This window comes from Arthrobacter sp. Soil_C_49, assembly GCF_057656635.1.
In genome coordinates, this window is sequence record NZ_JBDGJZ010000002.1 from 499,537 (window position 1) to 520,769 (window position 21,233).

At 66.3% G+C, this 21,233-nt stretch carries 18 protein-coding genes; 12 read left to right on the forward strand and 6 right to left on the reverse strand.

Annotation, left to right across the window (positions count from 1 at the left end; translation table 11 throughout):
- Positions 1–6: 6 nt before the first annotated feature.
- From AC3A4Z_RS05700 to AC3A4Z_RS05740, 9 genes are all read left to right on the forward strand, one after another.
- Positions 7–645: a helix-turn-helix transcriptional regulator gene (locus AC3A4Z_RS05700; protein WP_498710650.1), complete on the forward strand. Its 639-nt coding sequence runs from the start codon at positions 7–9 to the stop codon at positions 643–645.
- Between the two features lie 31 nt (positions 646–676).
- On the forward strand, positions 677–1,906 hold the full coding sequence (locus tag AC3A4Z_RS05705; RefSeq protein WP_498710652.1) for a cysteine desulfurase family protein: 1,230 nt from the start codon (positions 677–679) through the stop codon (positions 1,904–1,906).
- Positions 1,907–2,044: 138 nt separating this feature from the next.
- Positions 2,045–3,175 (forward strand): tRNA 2-thiouridine(34) synthase MnmA, encoded by a 1,131-nt coding sequence (mnmA, locus tag AC3A4Z_RS05710; RefSeq protein ID WP_498710654.1) that lies wholly within the window; start codon positions 2,045–2,047, stop codon positions 3,173–3,175.
- A 238-nt stretch (positions 3,176–3,413) separates the two neighbouring features.
- Complete coding sequence (locus tag AC3A4Z_RS05715) at positions 3,414–5,045, forward strand: ABC transporter substrate-binding protein (protein ID WP_498710655.1); 1,632 nt, start codon at positions 3,414–3,416, stop codon at positions 5,043–5,045.
- Between the two features lie 123 nt (positions 5,046–5,168).
- Positions 5,169–6,260, forward strand: a complete 1,092-nt coding sequence (locus AC3A4Z_RS05720) for an ABC transporter permease (protein WP_050054516.1) — start codon at positions 5,169–5,171, stop codon at positions 6,258–6,260.
- Positions 6,261–6,262: 2 nt separating this feature from the next.
- Positions 6,263–7,279 carry an ABC transporter permease gene (locus AC3A4Z_RS05725; RefSeq protein ID WP_498710656.1) on the forward strand — a complete coding sequence of 339 codons (1,017 nt, stop codon included), beginning with the start codon at positions 6,263–6,265 and terminating at the stop codon, positions 7,277–7,279.
- Positions 7,276–8,994, forward strand: a complete 1,719-nt coding sequence (locus AC3A4Z_RS05730; RefSeq protein WP_498710658.1) for an ABC transporter ATP-binding protein — start codon at positions 7,276–7,278, stop codon at positions 8,992–8,994. Before AC3A4Z_RS05725 ends, AC3A4Z_RS05730 begins: the two co-directional genes overlap by 4 nt.
- A 93-nt stretch (positions 8,995–9,087) precedes the next feature.
- Complete coding sequence (locus AC3A4Z_RS05735) at positions 9,088–9,495, forward strand: chorismate mutase (protein ID WP_498710660.1); 408 nt, start codon at positions 9,088–9,090, stop codon at positions 9,493–9,495.
- On the forward strand, positions 9,492–10,559 hold the full coding sequence (locus tag AC3A4Z_RS05740; protein WP_498710662.1) for a uroporphyrinogen decarboxylase/cobalamine-independent methonine synthase family protein: 1,068 nt from the start codon (positions 9,492–9,494) through the stop codon (positions 10,557–10,559). Before AC3A4Z_RS05735 ends, AC3A4Z_RS05740 begins: the two co-directional genes overlap by 4 nt.
- Before the next feature lie 3 nt (positions 10,560–10,562).
- Here AC3A4Z_RS05740 and AC3A4Z_RS05745 read toward each other — a convergent pair whose 3' ends face one another.
- The 6 genes from AC3A4Z_RS05745 to AC3A4Z_RS05770 are packed head-to-tail and all read right to left on the reverse strand — an operon-like array spanning position 10,563 to position 16,489.
- A complete protein-coding gene (locus AC3A4Z_RS05745) occupies positions 10,563–11,276 on the reverse strand; it encodes a DUF4166 domain-containing protein (RefSeq protein WP_498710663.1) in 714 nt (237 codons plus the stop codon).
- Between the two features lie 43 nt (positions 11,277–11,319).
- Positions 11,320–12,612 (reverse strand): DUF58 domain-containing protein, encoded by a 1,293-nt coding sequence (locus AC3A4Z_RS05750; RefSeq protein WP_498710664.1) that lies wholly within the window; start codon positions 12,610–12,612, stop codon positions 11,320–11,322.
- Positions 12,612–13,622, reverse strand: a complete 1,011-nt coding sequence (locus tag AC3A4Z_RS05755) for an AAA family ATPase (protein WP_493970007.1) — start codon at positions 13,620–13,622, stop codon at positions 12,612–12,614. Before AC3A4Z_RS05755 ends, AC3A4Z_RS05750 begins: the two co-directional genes overlap by 1 nt.
- Positions 13,619–14,833, reverse strand: a complete 1,215-nt coding sequence (locus AC3A4Z_RS05760; RefSeq protein ID WP_498710667.1) for a DUF4350 domain-containing protein — start codon at positions 14,831–14,833, stop codon at positions 13,619–13,621. The genes AC3A4Z_RS05755 and AC3A4Z_RS05760 overlap by 4 nt, the downstream gene beginning before the upstream one ends.
- The gene (locus AC3A4Z_RS05765; RefSeq protein WP_498710668.1) at positions 14,830–15,477 is read right to left on the reverse strand and encodes a DUF4129 domain-containing protein; all 648 of its coding nucleotides are present in this window, start codon (positions 15,475–15,477) and stop codon (positions 14,830–14,832) included. Before AC3A4Z_RS05765 ends, AC3A4Z_RS05760 begins: the two co-directional genes overlap by 4 nt.
- Entirely contained in the window at positions 15,467–16,489 is a 1,023-nt protein-coding gene (locus tag AC3A4Z_RS05770) for a DUF7847 domain-containing protein (RefSeq protein WP_498710669.1), read from the reverse strand. The genes AC3A4Z_RS05765 and AC3A4Z_RS05770 overlap by 11 nt, the downstream gene beginning before the upstream one ends.
- Positions 16,490–16,947: 458 nt before the next feature.
- On the opposite strand from AC3A4Z_RS05770, the gene mtrA reads away from it, so the two are divergent.
- Genes mtrA through AC3A4Z_RS05785 form a run of 3 tightly spaced genes read left to right on the forward strand, consistent with a single transcriptional unit; the run spans position 16,948 to position 21,216 of the window.
- Positions 16,948–17,622: an MtrAB system response regulator MtrA gene (gene mtrA, locus AC3A4Z_RS05775; protein ID WP_050054527.1), complete on the forward strand. Its 675-nt coding sequence runs from the start codon at positions 16,948–16,950 to the stop codon at positions 17,620–17,622.
- Positions 17,594–19,501, forward strand: coding sequence for an MtrAB system histidine kinase MtrB (mtrB, locus tag AC3A4Z_RS05780; RefSeq protein ID WP_498710670.1), 1,908 nt, complete (start codon positions 17,594–17,596; stop codon positions 19,499–19,501). The genes mtrA and mtrB overlap by 29 nt, the downstream gene beginning before the upstream one ends.
- Positions 19,498–21,216 carry an LpqB family beta-propeller domain-containing protein gene (locus AC3A4Z_RS05785; RefSeq protein ID WP_498710671.1) on the forward strand — a complete coding sequence of 573 codons (1,719 nt, stop codon included), beginning with the start codon at positions 19,498–19,500 and terminating at the stop codon, positions 21,214–21,216. The genes mtrB and AC3A4Z_RS05785 overlap by 4 nt, the downstream gene beginning before the upstream one ends.
- Positions 21,217–21,233 lie beyond the last annotated feature (17 nt).

The window sequence follows — 21,233 nt, forward strand, 5'->3', positions numbered from 1 at the left end:
AACCGCATGACAGCACTCGCCTCCCTCGGCGATGAAAAGCGCCGCCAGCTCTTTGAGCTCGTGGCATCGTCGCCCGGGGCGGTGGGACGCGACGACGTTGCGCAGCGCACCGGACTTCCCCGCAGTACGGTCTCGTTCCACCTGGACCGCCTGGTGCAGGACGGCCTGCTCGCGGTCGAGTTCCACAAGCCGCCGGGGAAAGCCGGTCCGGGCTCGGGCCGCCCCGCCAAGATGTACCGTCCCGTTGCCGGCGAAATTGGGGCCTCCGTGCCGGACCGGAACTACGACCTCGCCGGGGAGCTGATGGCCGCCGCTATTGAAAACTCCACCAGCGCGGGGGAACCCATCGAGGACACGCTGCAGTCGGAGTCGTGGCGGGTAGGGAACGCCATGGCGGAGGCGGCGGAGACACTGCACGACTTCCTGGTCCAGGCGGGCTACCGGCCCCAACCGGACGGAGACGGCGGTTTCCTCCTGCCGAACTGCCCGTTCCATCGGCTGTCGGACAAACATCCGGGGGTGGTGTGCGCCATGAACGGGGCGTTTCTGCAGGGGGCGGCGGCCCGCCTGGACGCGTCCGGCGGCCGGGTGGTGCCTGCAGACCTGCCGGGCCACTGCTGCGCCAGGATCCTGCCGTCCGCCTGAACGGCAGGAGCATCGCGGCTAGAATTGCAGGGTGCCCGTTTATCTTGATCATGCTGCCACCACGCCTCTTTCCCCGGAGGCGCTGGCTGTCCTGACGCGTGAACTTGCCCGCACCGGCAACCCCTCTTCCCTGCACGGTTCGGGCCGGCGGGCCCGGCGGGCGGTGGAAGACGCCCGCGAGGCGCTCGCCGCAGCGGCAGGGGCGCACCCCTCGGAAGTGATCTTCACCTCCGGCGGCACCGAGTCGGACAACCTCGCGGTCAAGGGACTGTACTGGTCCCGGGCGGGCGAAAAGCCGGCGCGGCGGCGCATCCTTTGTTCCGCCGTCGAACACCATGCCGTGATGGACACCGTGGAGTGGCTTGAAAGGCATGAAGGGGCCGACGTCACCTGGCTCCCCGTGGACAGCGACGGTGCAGTGGACCTGGGAGTCCTGGAAACTGAACTTGCCCGTGACCCGGACTCCATCGCGCTGGTCACCGTCATGTGGGCCAACAACGAGGTGGGGACCATCCAGCCCATCCACCGAGTTGTGGAACTGGCGCACGCGGCGGGCGTTCCTGTCCACTCCGACGCCGTGCAGGCCTTCGGTTCGGTGCCGGTGGACTTCAAGGCATCCGGACTGGATGCCATGTCCATCTCCGGACACAAGATCGGCGGACCCGTGGGAGTAGGCGCCCTGCTGCTGGGCAGGTCGGTGAAACTCACCCCGGTCCAGCACGGTGGCGGGCAGGAGCGCGACGTCCGCTCGGGCACCCTGGACACCGCCTCGATCGCCGCCTTTGCTGCCGCCGCGGAGAATGCAGTTGCCAGTCTTGGTGCCGAGTCGGCCCGGATCGCCACCCTCCGCGACCGGCTTATCGACGGCGTACGGGAGCGGGTGCCCGAAGCCGTCCTGCGCGGGGCACCCGGCAACGGCCGCCTTCCCGGCAATGCACACTTCACCTTCCCGGGCTGTGAAGGGGACTCCCTGCTCTTCCTGCTGGATCTTGCCGGAGTGGAATCCTCCACGGGGTCGGCCTGTACCGCAGGGGTGCCCCGGCCCTCCCACGTGCTGCTTGCCATGGGGCTGGACGAGGAAACAGCGCGCGGCGCCCAGCGCTTCACCCTGGGCCATTCCTCGAAGGATGAGGACGTCGACGCTTTGCTGGCCGCCCTTCCGGGTGCTTACGCCAGGGCCCGGCAGGCCGGCATGGCCGGACACGAATCCTCCATCCAGACCGCCGGCACGGTAGCCCGGCAGGGCTTGGGCCGCCGCTGAGACCGCCCTTGCGGCAGGTGCGTAGAATAGATAGGCGAAGATCGCTTCGACGGAGACTGACCGTATCCGCGGCAGCGCCTTCGGCCAGCACGGCACCAGCACCGGCCACAAGCCGGAACCACCCAACAGAAAGCAGCCATGCGAGTTCTTGCAGCCATGAGCGGCGGCGTTGATTCCGCCGTTGCCGCCGCCCGCGCCGTCGAGGCGGGACACGACGTCGTCGGCGTCCACCTCGCGCTGTCCCGCATGCCCGGCACGCTACGCACCGGAAGCCGCGGCTGCTGCACCATCGAAGACTCCCGCGACGCCTGGCGCGCCTGCGACGTCCTGGGCATTCCTTACTACGTGTGGGACTTCTCCGAGCGCTTCAAGGAAGACGTCGTCCAGGACTTCATCGACGAATATGCCGCGGGCCGCACACCTAACCCCTGCATGCGGTGCAATGAACGGATCAAGTTCGCCGCGCTGCTGGAAAAGGCCATTGCGCTGGGCTTCGACGCCGTCTGCACGGGACACTACGCCAAGGTCATCGAAGACGCCGACGGCAACCGCGAACTCCACCGCGCCGCCGACTGGGCGAAGGACCAGAGCTACGTCCTGGGCGTGCTGACGCACGAACAGCTCAAGCACTCCATGTTCCCGCTGGCTGACACGCCCTCCAAGGCCGAGGTGCGGGCAGAGGCCGAGCGGCGCGGCCTCTCTGTGGCCAACAAGCCCGACAGCCACGACATCTGCTTCATCCCCGACGGCGACACCGCCGGCTGGCTTGCCGAGAAAATCGACATGGCCACCGGTGACATCGTGGACGAAACCGGCGCGAAAGTGGGGGAGCACCCCGGCGCCAACGCCTTCACCGTGGGCCAGCGGCGCGGGCTGAAGCTTGGCACGCCGGCCGCCGACGGAAAGCCGCGCTTCGTCCTGGAAATCCGGCCCAAGGAAAACAAAGTGGTGGTGGGACCGGAGGCGCTGCTCGCGATTGATGAAATCCGCGGAATCAAGGTGTCCTGGGCCGGGCTGCCCATCGGCGAGGTGGACACAGGTGAGGAATTTGATTGCTACGCGCAGGTCCGTGCGCATGGTGACCCCGTTCCCGCGACGGCCCGCATGGAACCCAGCGGACCGGACGGCGCCGGCCAGCTGGTGGTGACCTTGACCAACCCGCTGCGCGGCGTCGCGCCAGGCCAGACTGTTGTCCTCTACCAGGGCAGCAGGGTCCTGGGCCAGGCGACCATCGACGCCGCCCGCTCCCTGCAGCGCGCAGCCCTCTAAGCCAGCAGAAATTCCATCACCGCCCCGGTCCTGCCGGGGCGGTTTTGTTCGTTGTGCGGCCGGCAACTGAGAGCTCCGGATCAATCAGGTAAATTTTGTGTCTCAACTCACAAAATGGTCCGCCCTGAGGGTTGACTCTCTGATTGAATCTAGGCATCAGCACACAGCGTTCCCGCCTTTCCCCAGGTATCCAAACAGAGGCAGGCGGGTGCGAACTCATCGAACAGAAAGTTCACAGATGACGAAGAGCATCAAGGCACTGCACGGCGCTATCGCGCTGGCAGGCATTTCCGCGCTCGCACTGACGGCCTGCACGGGCCCCTCAGGCGGTGGCGGAACCTCAACCGGCGACGCAGCGGGCGCCGCCATCACCTTCGGAACGACTGACAAAGTGGTCACCCTCGATCCGGCCGGTTCCTACGACGCCGGTTCCTTCCTGGTGATGAACCAGATCTACCCGTTCCTGCTCAATGCAAAGCCCGGAAGTGCGGACGCATCACCGGATATCGCGGAATCCGCTTCCTTCACGGCCCCCACCGAGTACACCGTCAAGCTCAAGCCCGGCCTGAAATTCGCCAACGGCCACGCCCTCACGTCCTCGGACGTGAAGTTTTCGATCGACCGCGTGGTCAAAATTGCCGACCCCAATGGTCCCTCCTCGCTGTTCGCGAACCTGGAGTCGGTGGAGGCAACGGACGATTCCACCGTGGTCTTCAACCTCAAGGCCGCCAACGACCAGGTTTTCCCCGGAGTCCTTGCCTCCAACTGCGGCCCGATTGTGGACGAAGAAGTTTTCCCTGCCGACAAGGTCATGTCGGACGACGACATCGTCAAGGGCAAACCGTTCGCCGGGCCTTACAGCATTGAAAGCTACAAAAAGAACGAACTCGTCAGCCTCAAGCCCAACCCGGACTACCAGGGCCTGCTGGGCAAACCGGCCAATAACGGTGCCAACATCAAGTACTACGCCGACGCCAACAACCTGAAGCTTGATGTCCAGCAGGGCAACATCGATGTTGCCGGCCGGTCGCTGACGGCCACCGACGTGGCGGACCTGGAGAAGGACTCCAAGGTCAAGGTCCACAAGGGCCCGGGCGGGGAGCTGCGCTACATCGTCTTCAACTTCGACACCATGCCTTTTGGCGCCAAAACGCCTGAGGCTGATCCCGCCAAGGCCCTGGCCGTCCGCCAGGCCATGGCCAACATTGTTGACCGCGATGCCATCGCCACCCAGGTCTACAAGGGAACGTACCTCCCCGCCTACTCCGTCGTTCCTGAAGGCTTCCTGGGGGCGGAGCAGCCGCTGAAGGACCTGTACGGCGAGGGCGGCAAGCCCAGCCTGGACAAGGCCAAGAAGGTCTTTGCCGACGCCGGTGTGACGGCTCCGGTCAACCTCAAGCTCCAGTACAACCCCGACCACTATGGCAGCTCGTCCGGCGACGAATACGCCATGATCAAGGAACAGCTGGAGAAATCCGGGCTGTTCACCGTGGACCTGCAGTCCACCGAATGGGTGACCTACTCCAAGGACCGCACCGCTGACGCCTACCCGGTGTACCAGCTGGGCTGGTTCCCGGACTATTCCGATCCGGACAACTACCTCACCCCGTTCTTCGTGCCCAACAACTTCCTGAAGAACCACTACGACAATGCCAACGTGGCATCGCTGATCCAGAAGCAGCTGACCACAGTGGATAAGGACGAACGCGTGAAGATCCTGGGCGAGACGCAGGAAGCCGTGGCCAAGGACCTCTCGACGCTGCCGCTCCTGCAGGGCGCGCAGGTCCTGGTAGCCGGGGCAAACGTGAAGGGTGTGGAGACAACCTTGGACGCGTCCTTCAAGACCCGTTTGGGTGTTATCTCCAAGTAGCCCCCACATCAACCGGCCCTGCCGGCAGCAGAGGCGGGACGCCACGCGCGTCCCGCCTCGTTGCCGGATTTCGGCCAGCATCGGGGGACAGCTGGCCTGGGGCACCAAAATTTTAGGTAATCCATGACCACTTTGATTGAAACACCGCCCGCAGATGCGGACGGGTTGCTGCCGGCCAAAAAGAAATCCTCCGGCGGAGGGCTCGGCCAATACATCCTTATCCGGTTCCTCCTGATCTTTCCCACGATTTTCATCCTGGTCACCATGGTGTTTTTCCTGATGCGGATCACGGGGGATCCGATTACGGCAGCCATGGGCGGCCGCCTCCCGCCGGAGCAGCTGCAGGAGCGGATCCACGCCGCCGGCTATGACCGGCCCCTCTTTGTGCAGTACCTCGAATACCTCGGCCAGCTGGCCACCGGGAACTTCGGCACCACGCTGTCGGATAACCGCAGGGTGACCGAAATGCTCACCACCTACGGCTCGGCCACCCTGGAACTGAGCATCAACGCCCTGATAGTGGCGCTGCTCGTGGGGATACCCCTGGGCATGCTGGCAGCACACCGCCGGGACCACCTTCCTGACGCCGTCCTGCGGATCTTCGCCATCCTCTGCTACGCCACCCCCGTGTTCTTCGCCGGCCTGCTGCTCAAGCTGACGTTCTCCGTCTGGCTCGGCTGGCTGCCCGTTGCCGGAAGGGCGAAAACGTCCAGCGAACTGGCACTGACCTCACTGCAGGCGCCCACCGGAATCTACTGGCTGGATGCCCTCCGCAGCGGAAACATGGCGGCCCTCGGCGACGTCATGGCCCACGCCGTCCTGCCCGCCGTTGCCCTGGGGCTCCTGACGGCAGGCATTTTCCTGCGCCTCGTCCGGACCAACGTCATCGGCACACTGGGCAGGGACTACGTGGAGGCGGGCCGGTCCCGCGGTGTGAGTGAATTCCGGCTGGTAACCAAACACGCCTATAAGCCGGCGCTGATTCCCATCATCACCGTCATGGGCCTGCAGATCGCCGTGATGCTCGGCGGTGCGGTGCTGACGGAGAAGACCTTCGAATGGAAGGGGCTGGGGTTCCAGCTGGCCACATATCTCACTGCCCGGGACTTCGTGGCTGTCCAGGGCATCGTGGTGCTCCTGGCGGTCATCGTTGCCATGACCAACTTCATCGTGGACATCATTGCCGCGCTGATCGATCCCCGCGTGAGGTACTGACCATGAGCACTCCTGACGTTCCCGAGCCCGTGGCCAATCCGCGCGCCCCCTTCTTGCGCCGCCTGCCGGTCGTCTCGCATTTCAACAAAAGCGTGGGCCTGCAGCGGGGGATGCTCGTCATTGGTCTGATCCTTACCGGCCTTTTCCTGCTGACTGCCCTCCTTGCCCCGTTGATCGCGCCGTATGGCTTCGCCCAGCTCTCTGATGCGGACGGCAGCTTTCCCACGCAGCAGCCGCCCGGCGGGAAACACCTGCTGGGTACCACCGTGGGTGGCTACGACGTTCTGTCCCGCGTGATCTGGGGGACGCAGACGGCCCTGCTGGTCATTGTGGTGGCCGTTGTCCTGTCCATCTTCGCCGGCGTTATCCTCGGCCTGGTGAGCGGTTACCTCGGCGGCTGGCTGGACCGGGTCCTTGTGGTGGTTGCGGACGCCATCTATGCGTTTCCCTCTTTGCTCGTGGCCATCGTGATGGCCATTGTCATCAGCGGTGGGCAATCAAGCCTCCTGGGCGGCATCATGGCGGCGGCCGTGTCCATCACCGTGGTCTTCATCCCGCAGTACTTTCGGGTGATCCGGGCCGAAACCATCCGGCTCAAAGCTGAACCCTTTGTGGAATCGGCAAAGGTGGTGGGTGCCTCCGACTTCCGCATCATCACCCGGCACATCTACCGGAACGCCACCAGGACGTTGCCGCTGATCTTTACGCTCAACGCATCCGAGGCCATCCTCACCCTCGCCGCACTGGGCTTTCTCGGATTCGGCATCGAACCGAGCTCGGCCGCCGAATGGGGCTTCGACCTCAACAAGGCCCTTGCGGACACCACCTCGGGGATCTGGTGGACAGGACTGTTCCCGGGCCTGGCGATCGTGTGGACGGTCCTCGGGCTCACCCTGGTGGGCGAGAGCATCAACGACCTGAACGATCCGCGGCTCCGCGGCCGCAAACGGGCCGGCGGCGGCAGCACCCCGGCTCCCCTGGGCACGGCGGCCATCGAAGCAGAAGTGAGGAATTCGTGAGCGTCAACATCAACCCGTCCCCGGACCAGCAGGCCGGCGCCGGCCATCCCGTCCTCGACATCGACCACCTTAAGGTCACCTTCGCCACCGATGCCGGCGATGTCCATGCGGTCAAGGACGTCAGCCTCGAGGTGGGGAAGGGCGAAGTGCTGGCGATCGTGGGGGAATCGGGTTCCGGGAAAACCGTCACCGCCAAAACCATCCTGGGCCTCCTTCCCGAGACCGCCATCAGCTCCGGCACGGTGCTGATCAACGGGGCCAACGTGATTAGCGTCAGTGCGGCGCGGCTGCGCCAGATCCGCGGGCGCGACGTGGCCATGGTGTTCCAGGAGCCGTCCACCGCACTGAATCCGGTGTTCACCGTGGGGTGGCAGATCGCCGAAGGCATCAGGGCCCATGCTGGCAGCGGCGGCGGCGGAAGGAGGGTTTCGGCCAAGGACGCGAAGGCCCGCGCCATTGAAGCCCTGCGCAAAGTGGGCATCCCCGATCCCGAACACCGCGTCAACTACTACCCCCACCAGTTCTCCGGCGGCCAGAAGCAGCGGGTGGTCATCGCGGCGGCATTGGCACTGAATCCGGGCCTGATCGTGGCGGACGAACCCACCACCGCCCTGGATGTCACGGTCCAGGCCGAGATCCTGGAGCTGCTCCGGGACCTCCGCGACAAGTACGGCACGTCCATAGTGCTCATCACGCACAACATGGGGGTGGTGGCGGACCTCGCCGACCGTGTGGTGGTGATGTACCAGGGTGACGTGGTTGAGGAAGCGCCGGCCCGGACGCTGTTTGCTGAACCGCGTCAGGACTACACGCGCAAGCTCCTCGCCGCGGTGCCGCACCTGGGGCACAATTCAGCCTCCGAGGGCCTGACCCGCCGGGCCCACCAGGAGGAGGAAGTCCTGGTCGAAGCCAACAACCTGACCATCGAATACCCGGGCAGGCTGGGAACTCCGGCCTTCAAGGCCGTGGACGATGTGAGTTTCACCCTGTCCCGGGGCGAGGTTTTCGGGCTCGTGGGGGAATCCGGCTCCGGGAAAACCACCATCGGCCGGGCCATCGCGGGGCTGAACAGGACCACCGGCGGCAGCCTCAAAGTGCTGGGCTACGAAATGCTCAACCTCCGCGAACGGACTTTCAAGCCGCTGCGGAAGGACATCGGCTTTGTGTTCCAGGACCCTGCCGCCTCCTTCAACCCGCAACTGACCATCGGGGACTGCATCGCCGAACCCATGGTGATCCACACCAGGCCGAGCCCGGCGCAGGCGCGCAAACGCGTTGGTGAGCTGCTCGAGTCAGTCCAGCTGCCGGCATCGTACGCGGGACGCTACCCGCACGAGCTCTCCGGCGGGCAGCGCCAGCGGGCCTCGCTGGCACGGGCCCTGAGCTTGAATCCGCGCCTGCTGATAGCGGACGAGCCGACGTCGGCCCTGGACGTCTCAGTGCAGGCGAAGGTCCTGGAACTGTTCAGGGACATCCAGCAGGAGTTCGGTTTCGCCTGCCTGTTCATCAGCCACGACCTGGCGGTCGTGGACATCCTGTCCCAGTGGGTAGGCGTGCTGTACAAGGGCAGGCTGGTGGAACAGGGCATCGGCAGCCAGGTGATGGGAAATCCGCAGCACGACTACACCCGGCGGCTCATCGCTTCCCTGCCGGTACCCGATCCGCAGGAACAGGCGAGGCGGCGGGAAGAAAACAGGGCGTTGTTGGGTATCTGACAGCTTCTTTTCTCTGGGCGCCGGTGCCGGCATAATGCCGGCACCGGCGCTTAACACCCGGTTGATTCCTTCGGCTGCCCATAGACTTGGACCATGACGCAGCACAACCTTCACGCTCCCGACTCCGATGACTACGATCCCTCAGCCAGCTCTTTGGCCGGTCAGGTGGACAAATCGGTGATGGCTGAACTGCTGTCCATCCGTTCCAGCATCGACAACATCGACGCCACGCTGGTCTACCTCCTTGCCGAGCGCTTCAAGGCAACCCAGAAGGTGGGTTTCCTCAAAGCCGCCCACCGGCTCCCCGCCGGCGACCCCGGCCGGGAAGCGGCACAGATTGCCCGGCTCCGCAGGCTGGCCGAAGACGCACACCTGGACCCCGCGTTCGCGGAAAAGTTCCTGAACTTCATCATCGGTGAGGTCATCCGGCATCATGAAGCGATCGCCGAAGACCACGAAGCCGCCTCCGGACAGCATCCGCAGACATCAGCTCTCGCGTGACGGAGCAACGGCACGGCGCCGCTTCCAGGCCCGCTGAGGTTCCGGCACCGCCGCGGGAGGTAACTGCCACCGGCCTCGGCTCCTGGCCCGGGGAGGACCCGGTGGAAGCGGCCAAGATCATCCGCGGGGAGCTGGGCAGCCCGCACCTGCCGTTCCTTGCCGAACTGCCGGACCGGGGCGTCGGTTCAGACGCCTTGGGACGGACAGCCACGCTGCTGGAAGAACTCGCCGTCGACGTCCAGCCCTACGGTTGGCGCCTCGTGGACCGGCCTGGCAAGGACTTCCGGCGGGCCGCCTCCGCCCTCGCTACCGATATCAACGTCCTCGCCGATGTGGCTGGTACGGAGGACAGGCCGGCTGCAGAGATCAAAGTGCAGCTGGTAGGTCCGCTCAGCCTGGCGGCCGGCCTTCACCTGCATAACGGCGAGCGCGCCCTGATCGACTATGGTGCCCGTCGGGACATTGCCGCCTCACTTGCGGCCGGCGTGGGCCGGTACCTCTCCCGGGTGGCGGCGGCCGTTCCCGGAGCCCGGCTGGTGGTCCAGATCGATGAGCCTGATATCGCGGCCGTACTGGCTGGCACCATCCCGACCTCCAGCGGCTACCGCACCCTGCGGGCAGTCCCGTCCTCGGAAGCACGGGACTCCTGGCGTGTGGTGCTGGACGCTTTACGGGCGGCGGGCGCTGCGGAAATCGTGATCTCCGTTCACGAGATCGAGGCGCCGTTCGAACAGATCCTGGCCGCGGGAGCGGACGGTATTGCTGTCCCGCTGCGGGCGTTGACTTCCCGCCAGTGGGAGCAGCTGGCGGGAGCCGCGGAAGCAGGCAAGCGGCTGTGGATCGGTGCGCTGAACGTGGCAGGGGAGTCCCTGCCCCGGGCGGCCGACTGTGTTGACGCAGTGTGGCGCCCGTGGCGGCAGCTGGGTCTGTCTCCTGACGGGATCAGCACCATCCGGCTCACACCCTCGTCGGGACTTGCTGGCCGCACCCCGGCACAAGCCACAGCGGTCCTCGGCCGGCTGACCCAGGTGGCGGACGGTCTGAACCAGCTGGCGCAGGGCTAGGGATCAGACCCTGTTTTCCCAGCGGTCAGGCTGCGCGTAGCGGGGCAGGAAACTCTGGGCGGAGCTTCCGCCCGTGTAGGGGCGCAGCCTGTAGTCGAAGCTGCCGGCGTAGACCAGGACCAGGCCGATCTGTGGCTGGATCACTTTGACCTGGATGCGGTGCTTGCCGTTACTGCCCTCCGCCGGGTCCCACCACTGCTCCGCGTAGGCCTTGGCATCCAGGGCGGCGGGAAGGGGAATGCGAAGGGGGCCAAGAAACAGCCTCGATGCTTCGGACACGCCGCGCAGCCGTCCCTCTGCGGTAACGCTCAGGTTCAAATCCGTCACTAATCGCCGGTACCGGCCCACATAGTCAACCAGCTGGGGTGCACCGTTCCGCGTGGTGAGGCTGGTGGTGTCCTGGAAGATCCGCGTCCGGCCGGGAAACCGGATTTCCCGGCGGGCGGTCAGGCTGGAGCGGCCGAAGGGATCCTGGTGGGCGTGGTTCTCAATCCGGAAGGGAATGTTCTCCCCGTATTCGGGAAAGAACGCTTCCTCACCGCCGGTGAGCCGCAGCAGGGGACGCAGCCAGTCCTGCCGGCAGCCCACCACGTCGAAGCTCCCTTCGCCCACGCCGTACCTGCCCGAGCCCGGTGCGAGGGCAAAGTATTCCTGCAGTTCCGGCTGGAGGCGGCCGTAGTCCGTTCCGAGGGCCTGCCGGTAAATGGGAACGTTCAAAGAAGGACCTCCTTGTGACGGGAACGGACAGGTGGCTGGTCCTTCACAATCTACCTGCCGCCTTGAGCCTGATGTACATGTCGGCCAGCCTCGGTGGAAGCTCCTGCGGCTCCGCGTCCACCACCTCCACACCGTGCTGCCGGAGTTCAGCCGTTACTGCTGCCCGCTGCAGGAGTGAGCGCTCGGCGGCAGCGGCCCGGAAGACCCCGGCGGCGTTGCCACGCTCCTGCAGCATCAGGCCGAGCTGGGGGTCCCGTACCGCTGCCACCACCACAACATGCTGGCGCGCCAGCTGCACAGCGGTGGGGATCAGGCCTTCTTCCGGGGCGCCGCCTTCCAGCGAGGTCAGCAGCACCACCAGGGACCGGTGCGCGGACACGGCGCGGACCTGCGCCGGGATTGCCTGCCAATCCAGTTCAATGAGTTCGGCTTCCAGCGGGGCCATCGCCTGGACCAGTTGGCCGAGGAGGTTGCCTTGGCCTGCTGTTCCGGCCCTGGCCCGGGTCCGTCGGTCGAAAGCCAGGAAATCGACCCTGTCTCCGCCCCGTTCGGCAAGGACGCCCAGCAGGAGGGCGGCTTCCATACCGGTATCCAGGCAGGGCTCGTCGCCGATCCTTGCCGCAGACGTCCGTGACGTATCCAGGAGCATCACCACGCGCCGGTCGCGTTCCGGCCGCCAGGTGCGCACCACCACCGCTGAACGGCGGGCTGTTGCACGCCAGTCGATGGACCGGACGTCGTCACCCCGCACGTAATCGCGGAGGGAGTCGAACTCAGTCCCGGCACCCCGGATCTGGACGGCAGCCTTGCCGTCCAGTTCGCGCAGCTTCCGCAGTTTGGACGGCAGGTGCCGGCGGGAATGGAAGGGCGGCAGGACCCGCAACAGCCCGGGGCAGCTGATGGTCCGCTGGCGTGCCGCAAGCAGCAGCGGCCCGAAACTGCGGATGGTGACGTGCGGGGCCTTGAGGTCCCCTCGCCGGCCAGGCTGCAGCCGCACCGTGGCCCGTCGGCTTTCGCCGGCCGGAACGTCAAGGTCCTGGACCGGATTCCGGGCTCCCGCCGACGGCTGCCAGGCGTCCCGAAGCGTGCCGTGCAGCCGGCGCCCGCCGTTGTTGGTAACAGTAAGCACGGACTCCGCAGTTCCCTGCAGGCCCACGTTGCCGGGGTCCCGGCGCTCAAGATGAACGCGGCGCGGTGAACCGGCCAGGACCAGGTCCAGGGCGGTCAGGGCGGCGAGGCAGCATGCAACGAGGAACACGGTTCCCCAGCCGGGCAGCAGCAGCACCGGCACCAGGCCCACCAGTACCAGGAGCACAAAACGCCCGGAGACGGCCATCAGCGAGGTACTGGAACGGAGGCCAGGATGCTGCCCAGCACGTCATCCACCCGGACACCGTCCATTTGCGCTTCCGGCTGCAGCGCCACCCGGTGCCGCAGGCAGGGCAGGGCCAGGGCCTTGACGTCGTCAGGAGTGACGTAGCTCCTTCCCGACAACCAGGCCCAGGAGCGGGATGTGTTCAGCAGGGCCGTGGCGCCGCGGGGTGAGACGCCCAGCTGGAAGGACGGCGCAGAACGGGTGGCCCGCACCAGGTCCACAATGTAGCCGATGATTTCCGGCTCCACTGCCACGGTGGCCACTGCCTGCCGGGCCCGCTCCAGATCCGCGGCGCCCGCCACGGCCCTGACTCCGGCTGCCGCCAGGTCGCGGGGGTCAAAGCCCGCCGCGTGCCGCCTGATGACTTCCATCTCGTCACGGCGTTCCGGCAGTGGCATGGTGAGCTTCAGCAGGAACCGGTCCAGCTGTGCCTCGGGGAGGGGATAGGTGCCCTCGTACTCCACCGGGTTCTGGGTGGCGGCAACCAGGAACGGTGAAGGGAGCGGGCGGGAAGCGCCGTCCACAGAGACCTGCCGTTCCTCCATGGCCTCCAGGAGTGAGGCCTGCGTCTTGGGCGGCGTACGGTTGATTTCGTCGGCCAGCAGGAGGTTGGTGAACACGGGACCCTCGCGGAACGAAAATTCAGAGGTGTGCGAGTCATAGACCAGGGAGCCGGTGACGTCGCCCGGCATGAGGTCCGGCGTGAACTGCACCCTCTTGGTGTCGAGGCTCAGCGCCGCGGACAGTGCACGGACCAGCAGGGTCTTGGCCACACCGGGTACGCCCTCCAGCAGCACGTGCCCCTGGGACAGCAGGGCGATCAGCAGGCCCGTAACGGTGGCGTCCTGCCCCACCACAGCCTTTGCCACCTCATGGCGCACGTCCAGGAGCGCCTGCCGGGCTGAATCATGTGCGGCAGGATCCTGCCCACTGGAATCAAGGACCCGGGGGCCGCTGCCTTGTTCGCTCATCGGCTACTGACCTCTTTCTCTAGGGTGTTCAGTTCCTGCGCCCAGGCAACAAGCCGTGCCTCGGTGCGCGGATATTCGTTCAGGAGCTGCTTGACCTCTTGGGAAGGCCGGGCCAGGAACCGGGCTGCCGCTTCGGCTGCTTCATCGGCCGTGGCGGCCGGACCCAGGCGGAGTTTCCTGGCCAAACGCACCAGGGTTCCGGCGCGGAGATTGTCCCTTGCCTGCCCGATGGCGCGCGCGTCCTGGTAAAGCCGGGCTCTTCCTTCCGCGGTTTCCACTGCCTTGACCACCACTGGCAGGGGCTCGAACACCAGCGGCCCGTGCCGCCGGCCACGCCACACGATTGCCGCCAGCGCCACCACGGCAAGCCACAACCCAATAAAGCGCGACCAGTCGGGTGCCAGTTCATCGAGTGATTGCGGGGAACCGGTGGTGTCCAGGTCCTCAAGGGACGGGAGGTACCACACGAGGTCCGGCGAACTGCCGAGGGCCCGAATGGCGAGGGCGGCGTTGCCCAGTTCGTCGAGCTTGTCGTTGCTGAGGACGGCGGTACTGCCCAGCACGGTGATGCGGTCGTCGCCGCTGACGGCCAGCAGCCCGGCGCTGGTCCCGGCAGGCCGGTAACAGGACGTCCCGCCGTCGTACACAAAGCCACCCTCGCCCGAGACCTGGCCGGCGGCCTCTGCATCCGGGAGGGAACAGCCGGGCTCCAGGACCGGCACCGAGTCCGGCACCACACCTGCTTGCCTGATGCCACTGTCCAGCGCGGCAAGCGTCTGCAGGCGGGGCGAGACCACCACCACATGCACGGCGGCATCGGCCAGCTCGCTGAGCCGGGCATCATCCAGGTACCCGTTCCTGTCGTAGAGCAGGAGGGTGGGGGAGCCGCTGCCCTCCAACGCAGCCATGGCCTCGTCGAAGCTTGCGACGTCGTTGACCCGTACGCCGTGGCGGCCAAGGATTTCGCTGACAGCCCGTGCGCCCTCCGGCGCCGGATTCCGGACGGACAAGGGAACAGCGTCCCCCTTCGGGGCAAGCTGCCCCCAGACGGCCAGGCCCAGCGCGGTGGCCACCACGGCCGCAAGGGCGGCCAGTCCGCGGTGCCTCCGGAGCCAGCGCAACGGGTTCCTGCCCCATGCAGCCCGGGAATCCGGACTGCCGCCGTCTTCTCCGTTTTCCTGTCCAGCTGTGTCCTGCAGGGTTTCAGTCATGGCCGCGCCGCCGGGTCCACAGCCGTTTCCGGCCGGACGGGCTTGGTTGCCTCGAGGTCCGTGTCCAGCCTTGTCATTGCCTCGTAGTCGGGGCTGCCCGGGGCCCAGTTTCCGTAGCGCACTGCGTCGAAGGTCCTTGCGGCGTGGTCCAGGCGCGCTGCTTCGGCCGGGAAGGGCCGGGACAGGGCGACAGCGGCTTCGTCCGCCGTCCGGCCCGGCTGGGGTTCGAGCAGCACACGGTCCTCGGCGGAGCGGACCAAGGCACGGAAGCGGTCGACGACGGCGTCCCCCCACTTCCCGGCAGCGGCCGACACGGCTGCCCGCTGCCGGTAGTCCGAGGCAGTGAGTTCGCTGTCCGGCTCGAAGACTTCCCTGGCGTGCCGGGCTTTGGGATTCAGGCGGGGCCGGGCCAGAATCACGGCAACAGCAATGACCACGGCAATCACGACGCCGATGGCAGGGCTTGGCACCGGGGCGTCGGCGCCGGGCGGCCCGTCCAGCGATGCCAGCCAGTCCAGGAAACCGCGCCACAACGAGTCCAGCCAGCCAGGTTCGGCTTCCCGGTATTCGGATTTGGACAGTTCCTCGGCGGCCCAGCGGCGGGCTTCCTCCGCGCCGGGCAGGACAGGAGGCTCAGCGGACATCCGGCCAGACCCCGCCCTTGCCGGTTCCGGGCACCGGCCCGGGACCCGCGGCGATGCCGCGGCCCGGAATGCCATCCGGGTCTGCCCCGGTTTCCAGCTGGCGGAGCAGCGCAATATCCAGGCCGTCCTTGCGCATCCGCAGGTCCATGTAGATCAAGGCCATAACAGAAGTCTGGAAGGCATAGCCGACAGCACCCACCAGGGCGCCCACAATCGCAGTGGCCACCCCTACGGCAACGGCAACCGTGATGTCCTGGTCACTGCCGGCATGAGGCGACAGGAAACCGGAGAGGAACGTGGGCAGCAGGCTCACCGGGATCATGACCACCTGCCCGATGATTCCCACCAGCATGCTCACCACCAGCGTGATGCCGAAGATCCGCCACCAGTTGGCGCGGGTCAGCGCCCAGGAACGGCGCAAGGCCTGGAGCGCGCCCAGATCTTCGATCACGACGGCGGCGGGCGCCACCATCAGTTTGATATAGATCCAGATCAGCACGGCAACAACAGCGGGAACCAGGGGGATAAGGAAAAGGATCCCCGTTCGGTCCATCGTGGAAATCAGCGCTACGGCCAGGCCTGCGGGCAGCAGGAAAGCAAGCAGGCCGGCCAGCACCATGACCGCAGCCAGGCGCACCAGCGTCCACGCCCGCGAGCGTGCCAGGATCCACATCTTCCGGAACCCCGTGGGGCGGTTGAGGATGGACCGTGCCACCGGCACCACCATGGCGCCCTGGAGGACGGCCGAGATAAAGAGGGTAAGGATGGCAACCAGCAGGACGGCGGCCAGGAAGCTCAGGCCCAGTGAAGCAAAGTCAGCCGGGCTGGCGCTCTCCGCCCAGGCTTCTATGGAGACCATGGAGGTGGCGGTGACGACAGTGACCACAGCGGCAAGGATCGCAGCCAGCGACTGGGCGAGGAGGGAAGCACCCAGCATGGCCTTGGGATTCCGCCGTATGGTCTGGAATGACCCGTCCAGAATCTCGCCGAACATCAGGGGGCGAAGCGGCACGATTCCCGGTTTCGGTGGCGCAACGTAGCGGGGCTGGCCGTAGGGGCTGAAGGGCGGTTGGCCGAATGCAGGCTGGCCATAAGGTGGCGGGCCGTAGGCTGGGCCCGGGTAGGGAGGCTGCGGCGAACCCCAGTGCGGCTGGCCTTGGGGTTGTCCCCAGCCAGGCGCCGCGCCCCATCCAGGCTGCTGGCCCCACTGGGGTTGCCGGCCAGACTCTGGCTGCTGCCCGCCAGGTGGCTGGGGCTTCTCCGCGCCCGGATCCTGTTCTGACACCCGTGTTCCTTCCCCCTGTAGCAGTGCCTGAAGCAGCCAGGCCCGGGCCGTGACAGAACGGTGGGCACCGGGAACCTCCGGCAATGCTCCCAGCCTATAGTTCCGCGGGCACGGCTACCTAGCGTTCCGCCATGCCGCAACGCGCTGAACAGGACAAAGCCTGCCTGATAAGGGAATATATAACTATGAAGGCACGCATTCTGGTGGTAGACGATGACGAAGCACTGGCCGAGATGATCGGAATTGTTCTTCGCAATGACGGCTTCGAACCAGTGTTCTGCGCTGACGGCGCCAAGGCGCTCGACGTGTTCCGTTCATCCAGGCCCGACCTCGTCCTGCTGGACCTGATGCTTCCCGGTGTGGACGGAATCGAAGTCTGCCGGCAGGTCCGGGCGGAGTCGGACGTGCCCATCGTGATGCTGACCGCCAAGTCGGACACCTCCGACGTCGTCCGCGGACTTGAGTCCGGTGCCGACGACTACGTGCCCAAGCCCTTCAAGCCCGCCGAACTGGTGGCGCGCGTCCGTGCCCGGCTGCGTCCCGGCGACCAGAAGGCGCCCGAGACGCTCAAGATCGCCGACATCACCATCGACGTCGCCGGTCATACAGTGAGCCGGGGCAACGAGCGTATTTCCCTGACGCCCCTGGAGTTCGACCTCCTGGTGGCACTCGCCCGCAAACCGTGGCAGGTGTTCACCCGCGAGCTGCTGCTGGAGCAGGTCTGGGGCTACCGCCACGCCGCCGATACGCGGCTGGTCAATGTCCATGTCCAGCGGCTCCGGTCCAAAATCGAGCAGGACCCGGAAGCTCCGGAAGTTGTCCTGACGGTGCGTGGTGTCGGCTACAAAGCAGGGGCCTGACCCCGCAGTTCCCCCCGGGGGACCTGCACACGAACCCGCCACGGAAAGTCCTGCCGGCTCCGCAGGCGGGAATCACCCAGGGCACCCCAATGCTCCGGAACACACCGATGCCCGCACCCCCGGCTTCCGGCGGCTGTCCTTCCAGGCCAGGATCTGGCAGCGCCGTGCCCTGATTGTCAGTCTGCGCGTCGCCAGGCTCGTATGGACCGGGTTCCGGAAGTTCCTCCCGGCCCTTCGGTATATAGGCCGGGCGCTGCATCAGCGGTGGCGCCGGTCGCTGCAGTTCCGCACGGTCCTGACCACCCTGCTCCTGGCCATCACGTCCTTTGCCGTGGTGGGCGCCTATCTTTCGAACCAGATCGCCAACAACCTCTTCCAGGAGCGGCTGACCCAGGCGGAGTCCGAGACACGCTACAACGTCAAGCAGGTGCAGGACACGTTCGACGGCGCCCAGGTCACCGACCAGTCCAGCGTGATCACCCTGGTGTACGACACCCTGAACGCCGTGGAGGGCCGGGGCTCCGTAATCCAGCGGAGATACGTCTTCGAGGCGATGCCCGAACAGACCAAGCCGCGGAACCGCTGGGTGGAATCACGGGCTTCGGACCAGCTGACCGTCAGCGTCATCCCCCCGGAACTGCGTAAGGCGGTCCAGGAATCGGGAAAGGACCAGTACTGGGCCTCAACCGTGATCCCGGTGGGCACCGAGGACCGGCCCGGCATCGCCGTGGGAAACAAGGTGACCTTTAACGGCACCGTTTACGAGCTGTACCTGATTTACGACCTCAACACCGCCCAGCAGACCCTCAACGAGATTCAAAGCGTGCTGTGGGCCGGCGGAGCTGTGCTGGTCCTGATGATCGGCGCCATCGCCTGGTACGTGACCCGCAACGTGGTCAGCCCCGTGAGCCATGCCGCGATGGTCTCCGAAAAACTCGCTGCCGGCCAGCTGCAGGAACGGATGGTGGTCCGGGGCGAGGACGAGGTGGCACGCCTTGGCGCCTCCTTCAACCACATGGCAGCCAGCCTCCAGGAGCAGATCACCCAGCTGGCTACGCTGTCCCAGATGCAGCAGCGCTTCGTGTCCGACGTCTCCCATGAACTGAGGACTCCGTTGACCACAGTCCGGATGGCCGCCGAAGTGCTGTACGACGCCCGGGACGATTTCGATCCCATCAACAAGCGTTCGGCGGAGCTCCTGTACAACCAGGTGGAGCGGTTCCAGTCCCTCCTTTCGGACCTGCTGGAAATTTCCCGTTTCGACGCCGGTGTTGCCATGCTCGATGCCGAGCCGGAAGACATCCTGCAGGTGGTGGCCCACGTGATCGAAGGGGCTGCGCCGGTCGCCGCCGAATACGGCTCCGAGATTATCCTGAGCGCCCCCGCAGGCGCCATCGTCGTTGAGATGGATGCCCGCAGGATCGACCGCATCCTGCGGAACCTGATCCTCAATGCGGTGGAACACGGCGAGGGGAAGCCGGTGACGGTCACCGTGGGAGCCAGCCAGACCGCCGTCGGGATTGCCGTACGGGACCACGGCATCGGTATGGCGCCTGCGGAAGCCGCGCGGGTGTTCGACAGGTTTTGGCGGGCAGACCCCGCCCGTGCCCGCACCACAGGCGGCAGCGGCCTCGGGCTTTCCATCGCCATGGAGGACACCAAGCTTCATAACGGGTGGCTGCAGGCGTGGGGCAAGAAGGGCAGCGGTGCCAACTTCAGGCTGACCTTGCCCCTGCGGCAGGGAGAAGAGATCGACAAGTCGCCCGTGCAGCTCGAACCGGAGGACATCACTATCCCTGGCGAAACAGACAACAGGAACATGCTGGTCCTTGAGGCCGGCACTCCGCTGGCTCCCGCGGCCTCGAAGGAGACTCCATGACGGGGCGTACGGCCACTGGGGCCAGGCTGGCCGCTTCGCTGCTGGTGCTCCTGCTTGCCCTGCTGGCCGGCTGCGCCAGGATTCCAACGTCCGGCCCTGTGGGCAAAAGCAGCGAGAGCAGCGCGGGCAACCTGAGCGCACCAGTATTCCTGCCCGCAGCGCCGCAGCCCGGCGCGTCACCGGAAACGATCATCGACTACTTTTACCGTGCCGGCAGCGGCTACGAGGACGACTATGCAGTCGCGCGGCAGTATTTGACCCAAGCCTCGTCCGTTTCGTGGAAGCCGGACCAGCGTGCCCTCGTGTACCGGGAAGCGAAGGTTGTGCCGGGCGAAGCCGAAAACGTCTACAACTACGAACTCGACGTCGCGTACACCGTGGATGCTGACGGGATAGCAACGCAGTCACCGAAAGGGACCATCGAAAAAATCCCGGTCACCGTCACCCAGGTGGACGGGCAGTGGCGCATCTCTGCCCTGCCGGACGGGACTGCCATCGCCGAAGAAACCTTCAAGGTGATCTACGGCGCGTATCCCATCTACTTCTATGACCCCACGTTCACCTACGCGGTGCCGGACGTGCGCTGGTTCATCAAGAACAAAACCGTCAAGGCGATGACCAGTGCGCTGCTGGCAGGGCCGGCGCCGTACCTGCGGGGTGCCGTGGCCAGTGCCTTTCCCTCAGGCATCAAGCTGGCCCGGGAATCGGTGCCCGTCGTCTCCGGTGCAGCCCAGGTGGACCTGACCGCCAAGGAGCTGACGGAAACATCGCCCGAAGACCGGCTGCGGATGCAGATGCAGCTGACGCTGACCTTCCGCAGCCAGCCGGACGTAGTCAATGTTGAGCTCCGCGCCAACCAGGACCTGGTCCGCGTGGAGGACAACGGCTCGGTCCTGCCGCCGGTGGTGGACAAGAGTGTTCCCTCACGCCAGATTGCGGTCAGCGGCAACGAGCTGGTCCGGTACGAAAACAACAGGATCTCGCCGTTGCCGGACATCCAGCCGGTGTCGTCATTGACGCCGCGGTTCCCCGCCGAATCGCCGGTATCGCAGACGGCAGCTTTCCTCAACGACAGCCGCACCACCCTGTACAGCATCAATCCCGGCCAGCCTGCCAGAGCACTGACCACACGAAGCGCCCTGACGCGGCCGTCGTTCGGGCTTAGCGACTGGCTGTGGTCGGCGGGCCCGGGAGCCACGGGGGGAACCGAAGTTGTGGCGTTCCGGCCCACCGGGGTGGCCGAGGGGGCCTCCGTACCCTCGGTCACGCTGACACCCGCCTGGCTGGCGGGCCGGACAGTCAAGGACTTCCGGATCTCGCGGGAGGGAGTCCGCGCGCTGGTGATCTCGGAGCAAAACGGCAAGACCCGGGTGCAGGTCACCGGCATCATCCGGGGCGGCGACGGCACGCCCCGCGAGCTCACCCCGCCTGTCACCCTGGCCACCGAGAGCGGGCCCGACCAGGGTGTGTGGGTCAGCGATACCACCGTTGCCGTGATGAAGGCGGCAGCCGGTTCGAACGTCACGCCGGAGCTGCTCTCGCTTACCTCGGGGCAGCCGCAACAGCTGGCTCCGTGGCCTGGGCTCGTTGCACTCAGCGCCGGCAACGGACCGGAGGAAATCTACGCCCAGTCCGCGGAGGGCGTCTTCCAGCGGCTGGGCAACGGCTGGTCGCCGCAGATCAAGGGACCCATCGACCCCTCATTCCCCGGGTGAGTCCGGTGTTATTGTCC

Coding starts and splice junctions, on each gene's coding strand:
- mnmA (WP_498710654.1), top strand. CDS start 2,045: ATGCGAGTTCTTGCAGCCATGAGCGGCGGCGTTGATTCCGCCGTTGCC.
- AC3A4Z_RS05700 (WP_498710650.1), top strand. CDS start 7: ATGACAGCACTCGCCTCCCTCGGCGATGAAAAGCGCCGCCAGCTCTTT.
- AC3A4Z_RS05735 (WP_498710660.1), top strand. CDS start 9,088: ATGACGCAGCACAACCTTCACGCTCCCGACTCCGATGACTACGATCCC.
- AC3A4Z_RS05720 (WP_050054516.1), top strand. CDS start 5,169: ATGACCACTTTGATTGAAACACCGCCCGCAGATGCGGACGGGTTGCTG.
- AC3A4Z_RS05725 (WP_498710656.1), top strand. CDS start 6,263: ATGAGCACTCCTGACGTTCCCGAGCCCGTGGCCAATCCGCGCGCCCCC.
- AC3A4Z_RS05785 (WP_498710671.1), top strand. CDS start 19,498: ATGACGGGGCGTACGGCCACTGGGGCCAGGCTGGCCGCTTCGCTGCTG.
- AC3A4Z_RS05765 (WP_498710668.1), bottom strand. CDS start 15,477: ATGTCCGCTGAGCCTCCTGTCCTGCCCGGCGCGGAGGAAGCCCGCCGC.
- AC3A4Z_RS05750 (WP_498710664.1), bottom strand. CDS start 12,612: ATGGCCGTCTCCGGGCGTTTTGTGCTCCTGGTACTGGTGGGCCTGGTG.
- AC3A4Z_RS05755 (WP_493970007.1), bottom strand. CDS start 13,622: ATGAGCGAACAAGGCAGCGGCCCCCGGGTCCTTGATTCCAGTGGGCAG.
- mtrA (WP_050054527.1), top strand. CDS start 16,948: ATGAAGGCACGCATTCTGGTGGTAGACGATGACGAAGCACTGGCCGAG.
- AC3A4Z_RS05760 (WP_498710667.1), bottom strand. CDS start 14,833: ATGACTGAAACCCTGCAGGACACAGCTGGACAGGAAAACGGAGAAGAC.
- AC3A4Z_RS05715 (WP_498710655.1), top strand. CDS start 3,414: ATGACGAAGAGCATCAAGGCACTGCACGGCGCTATCGCGCTGGCAGGC.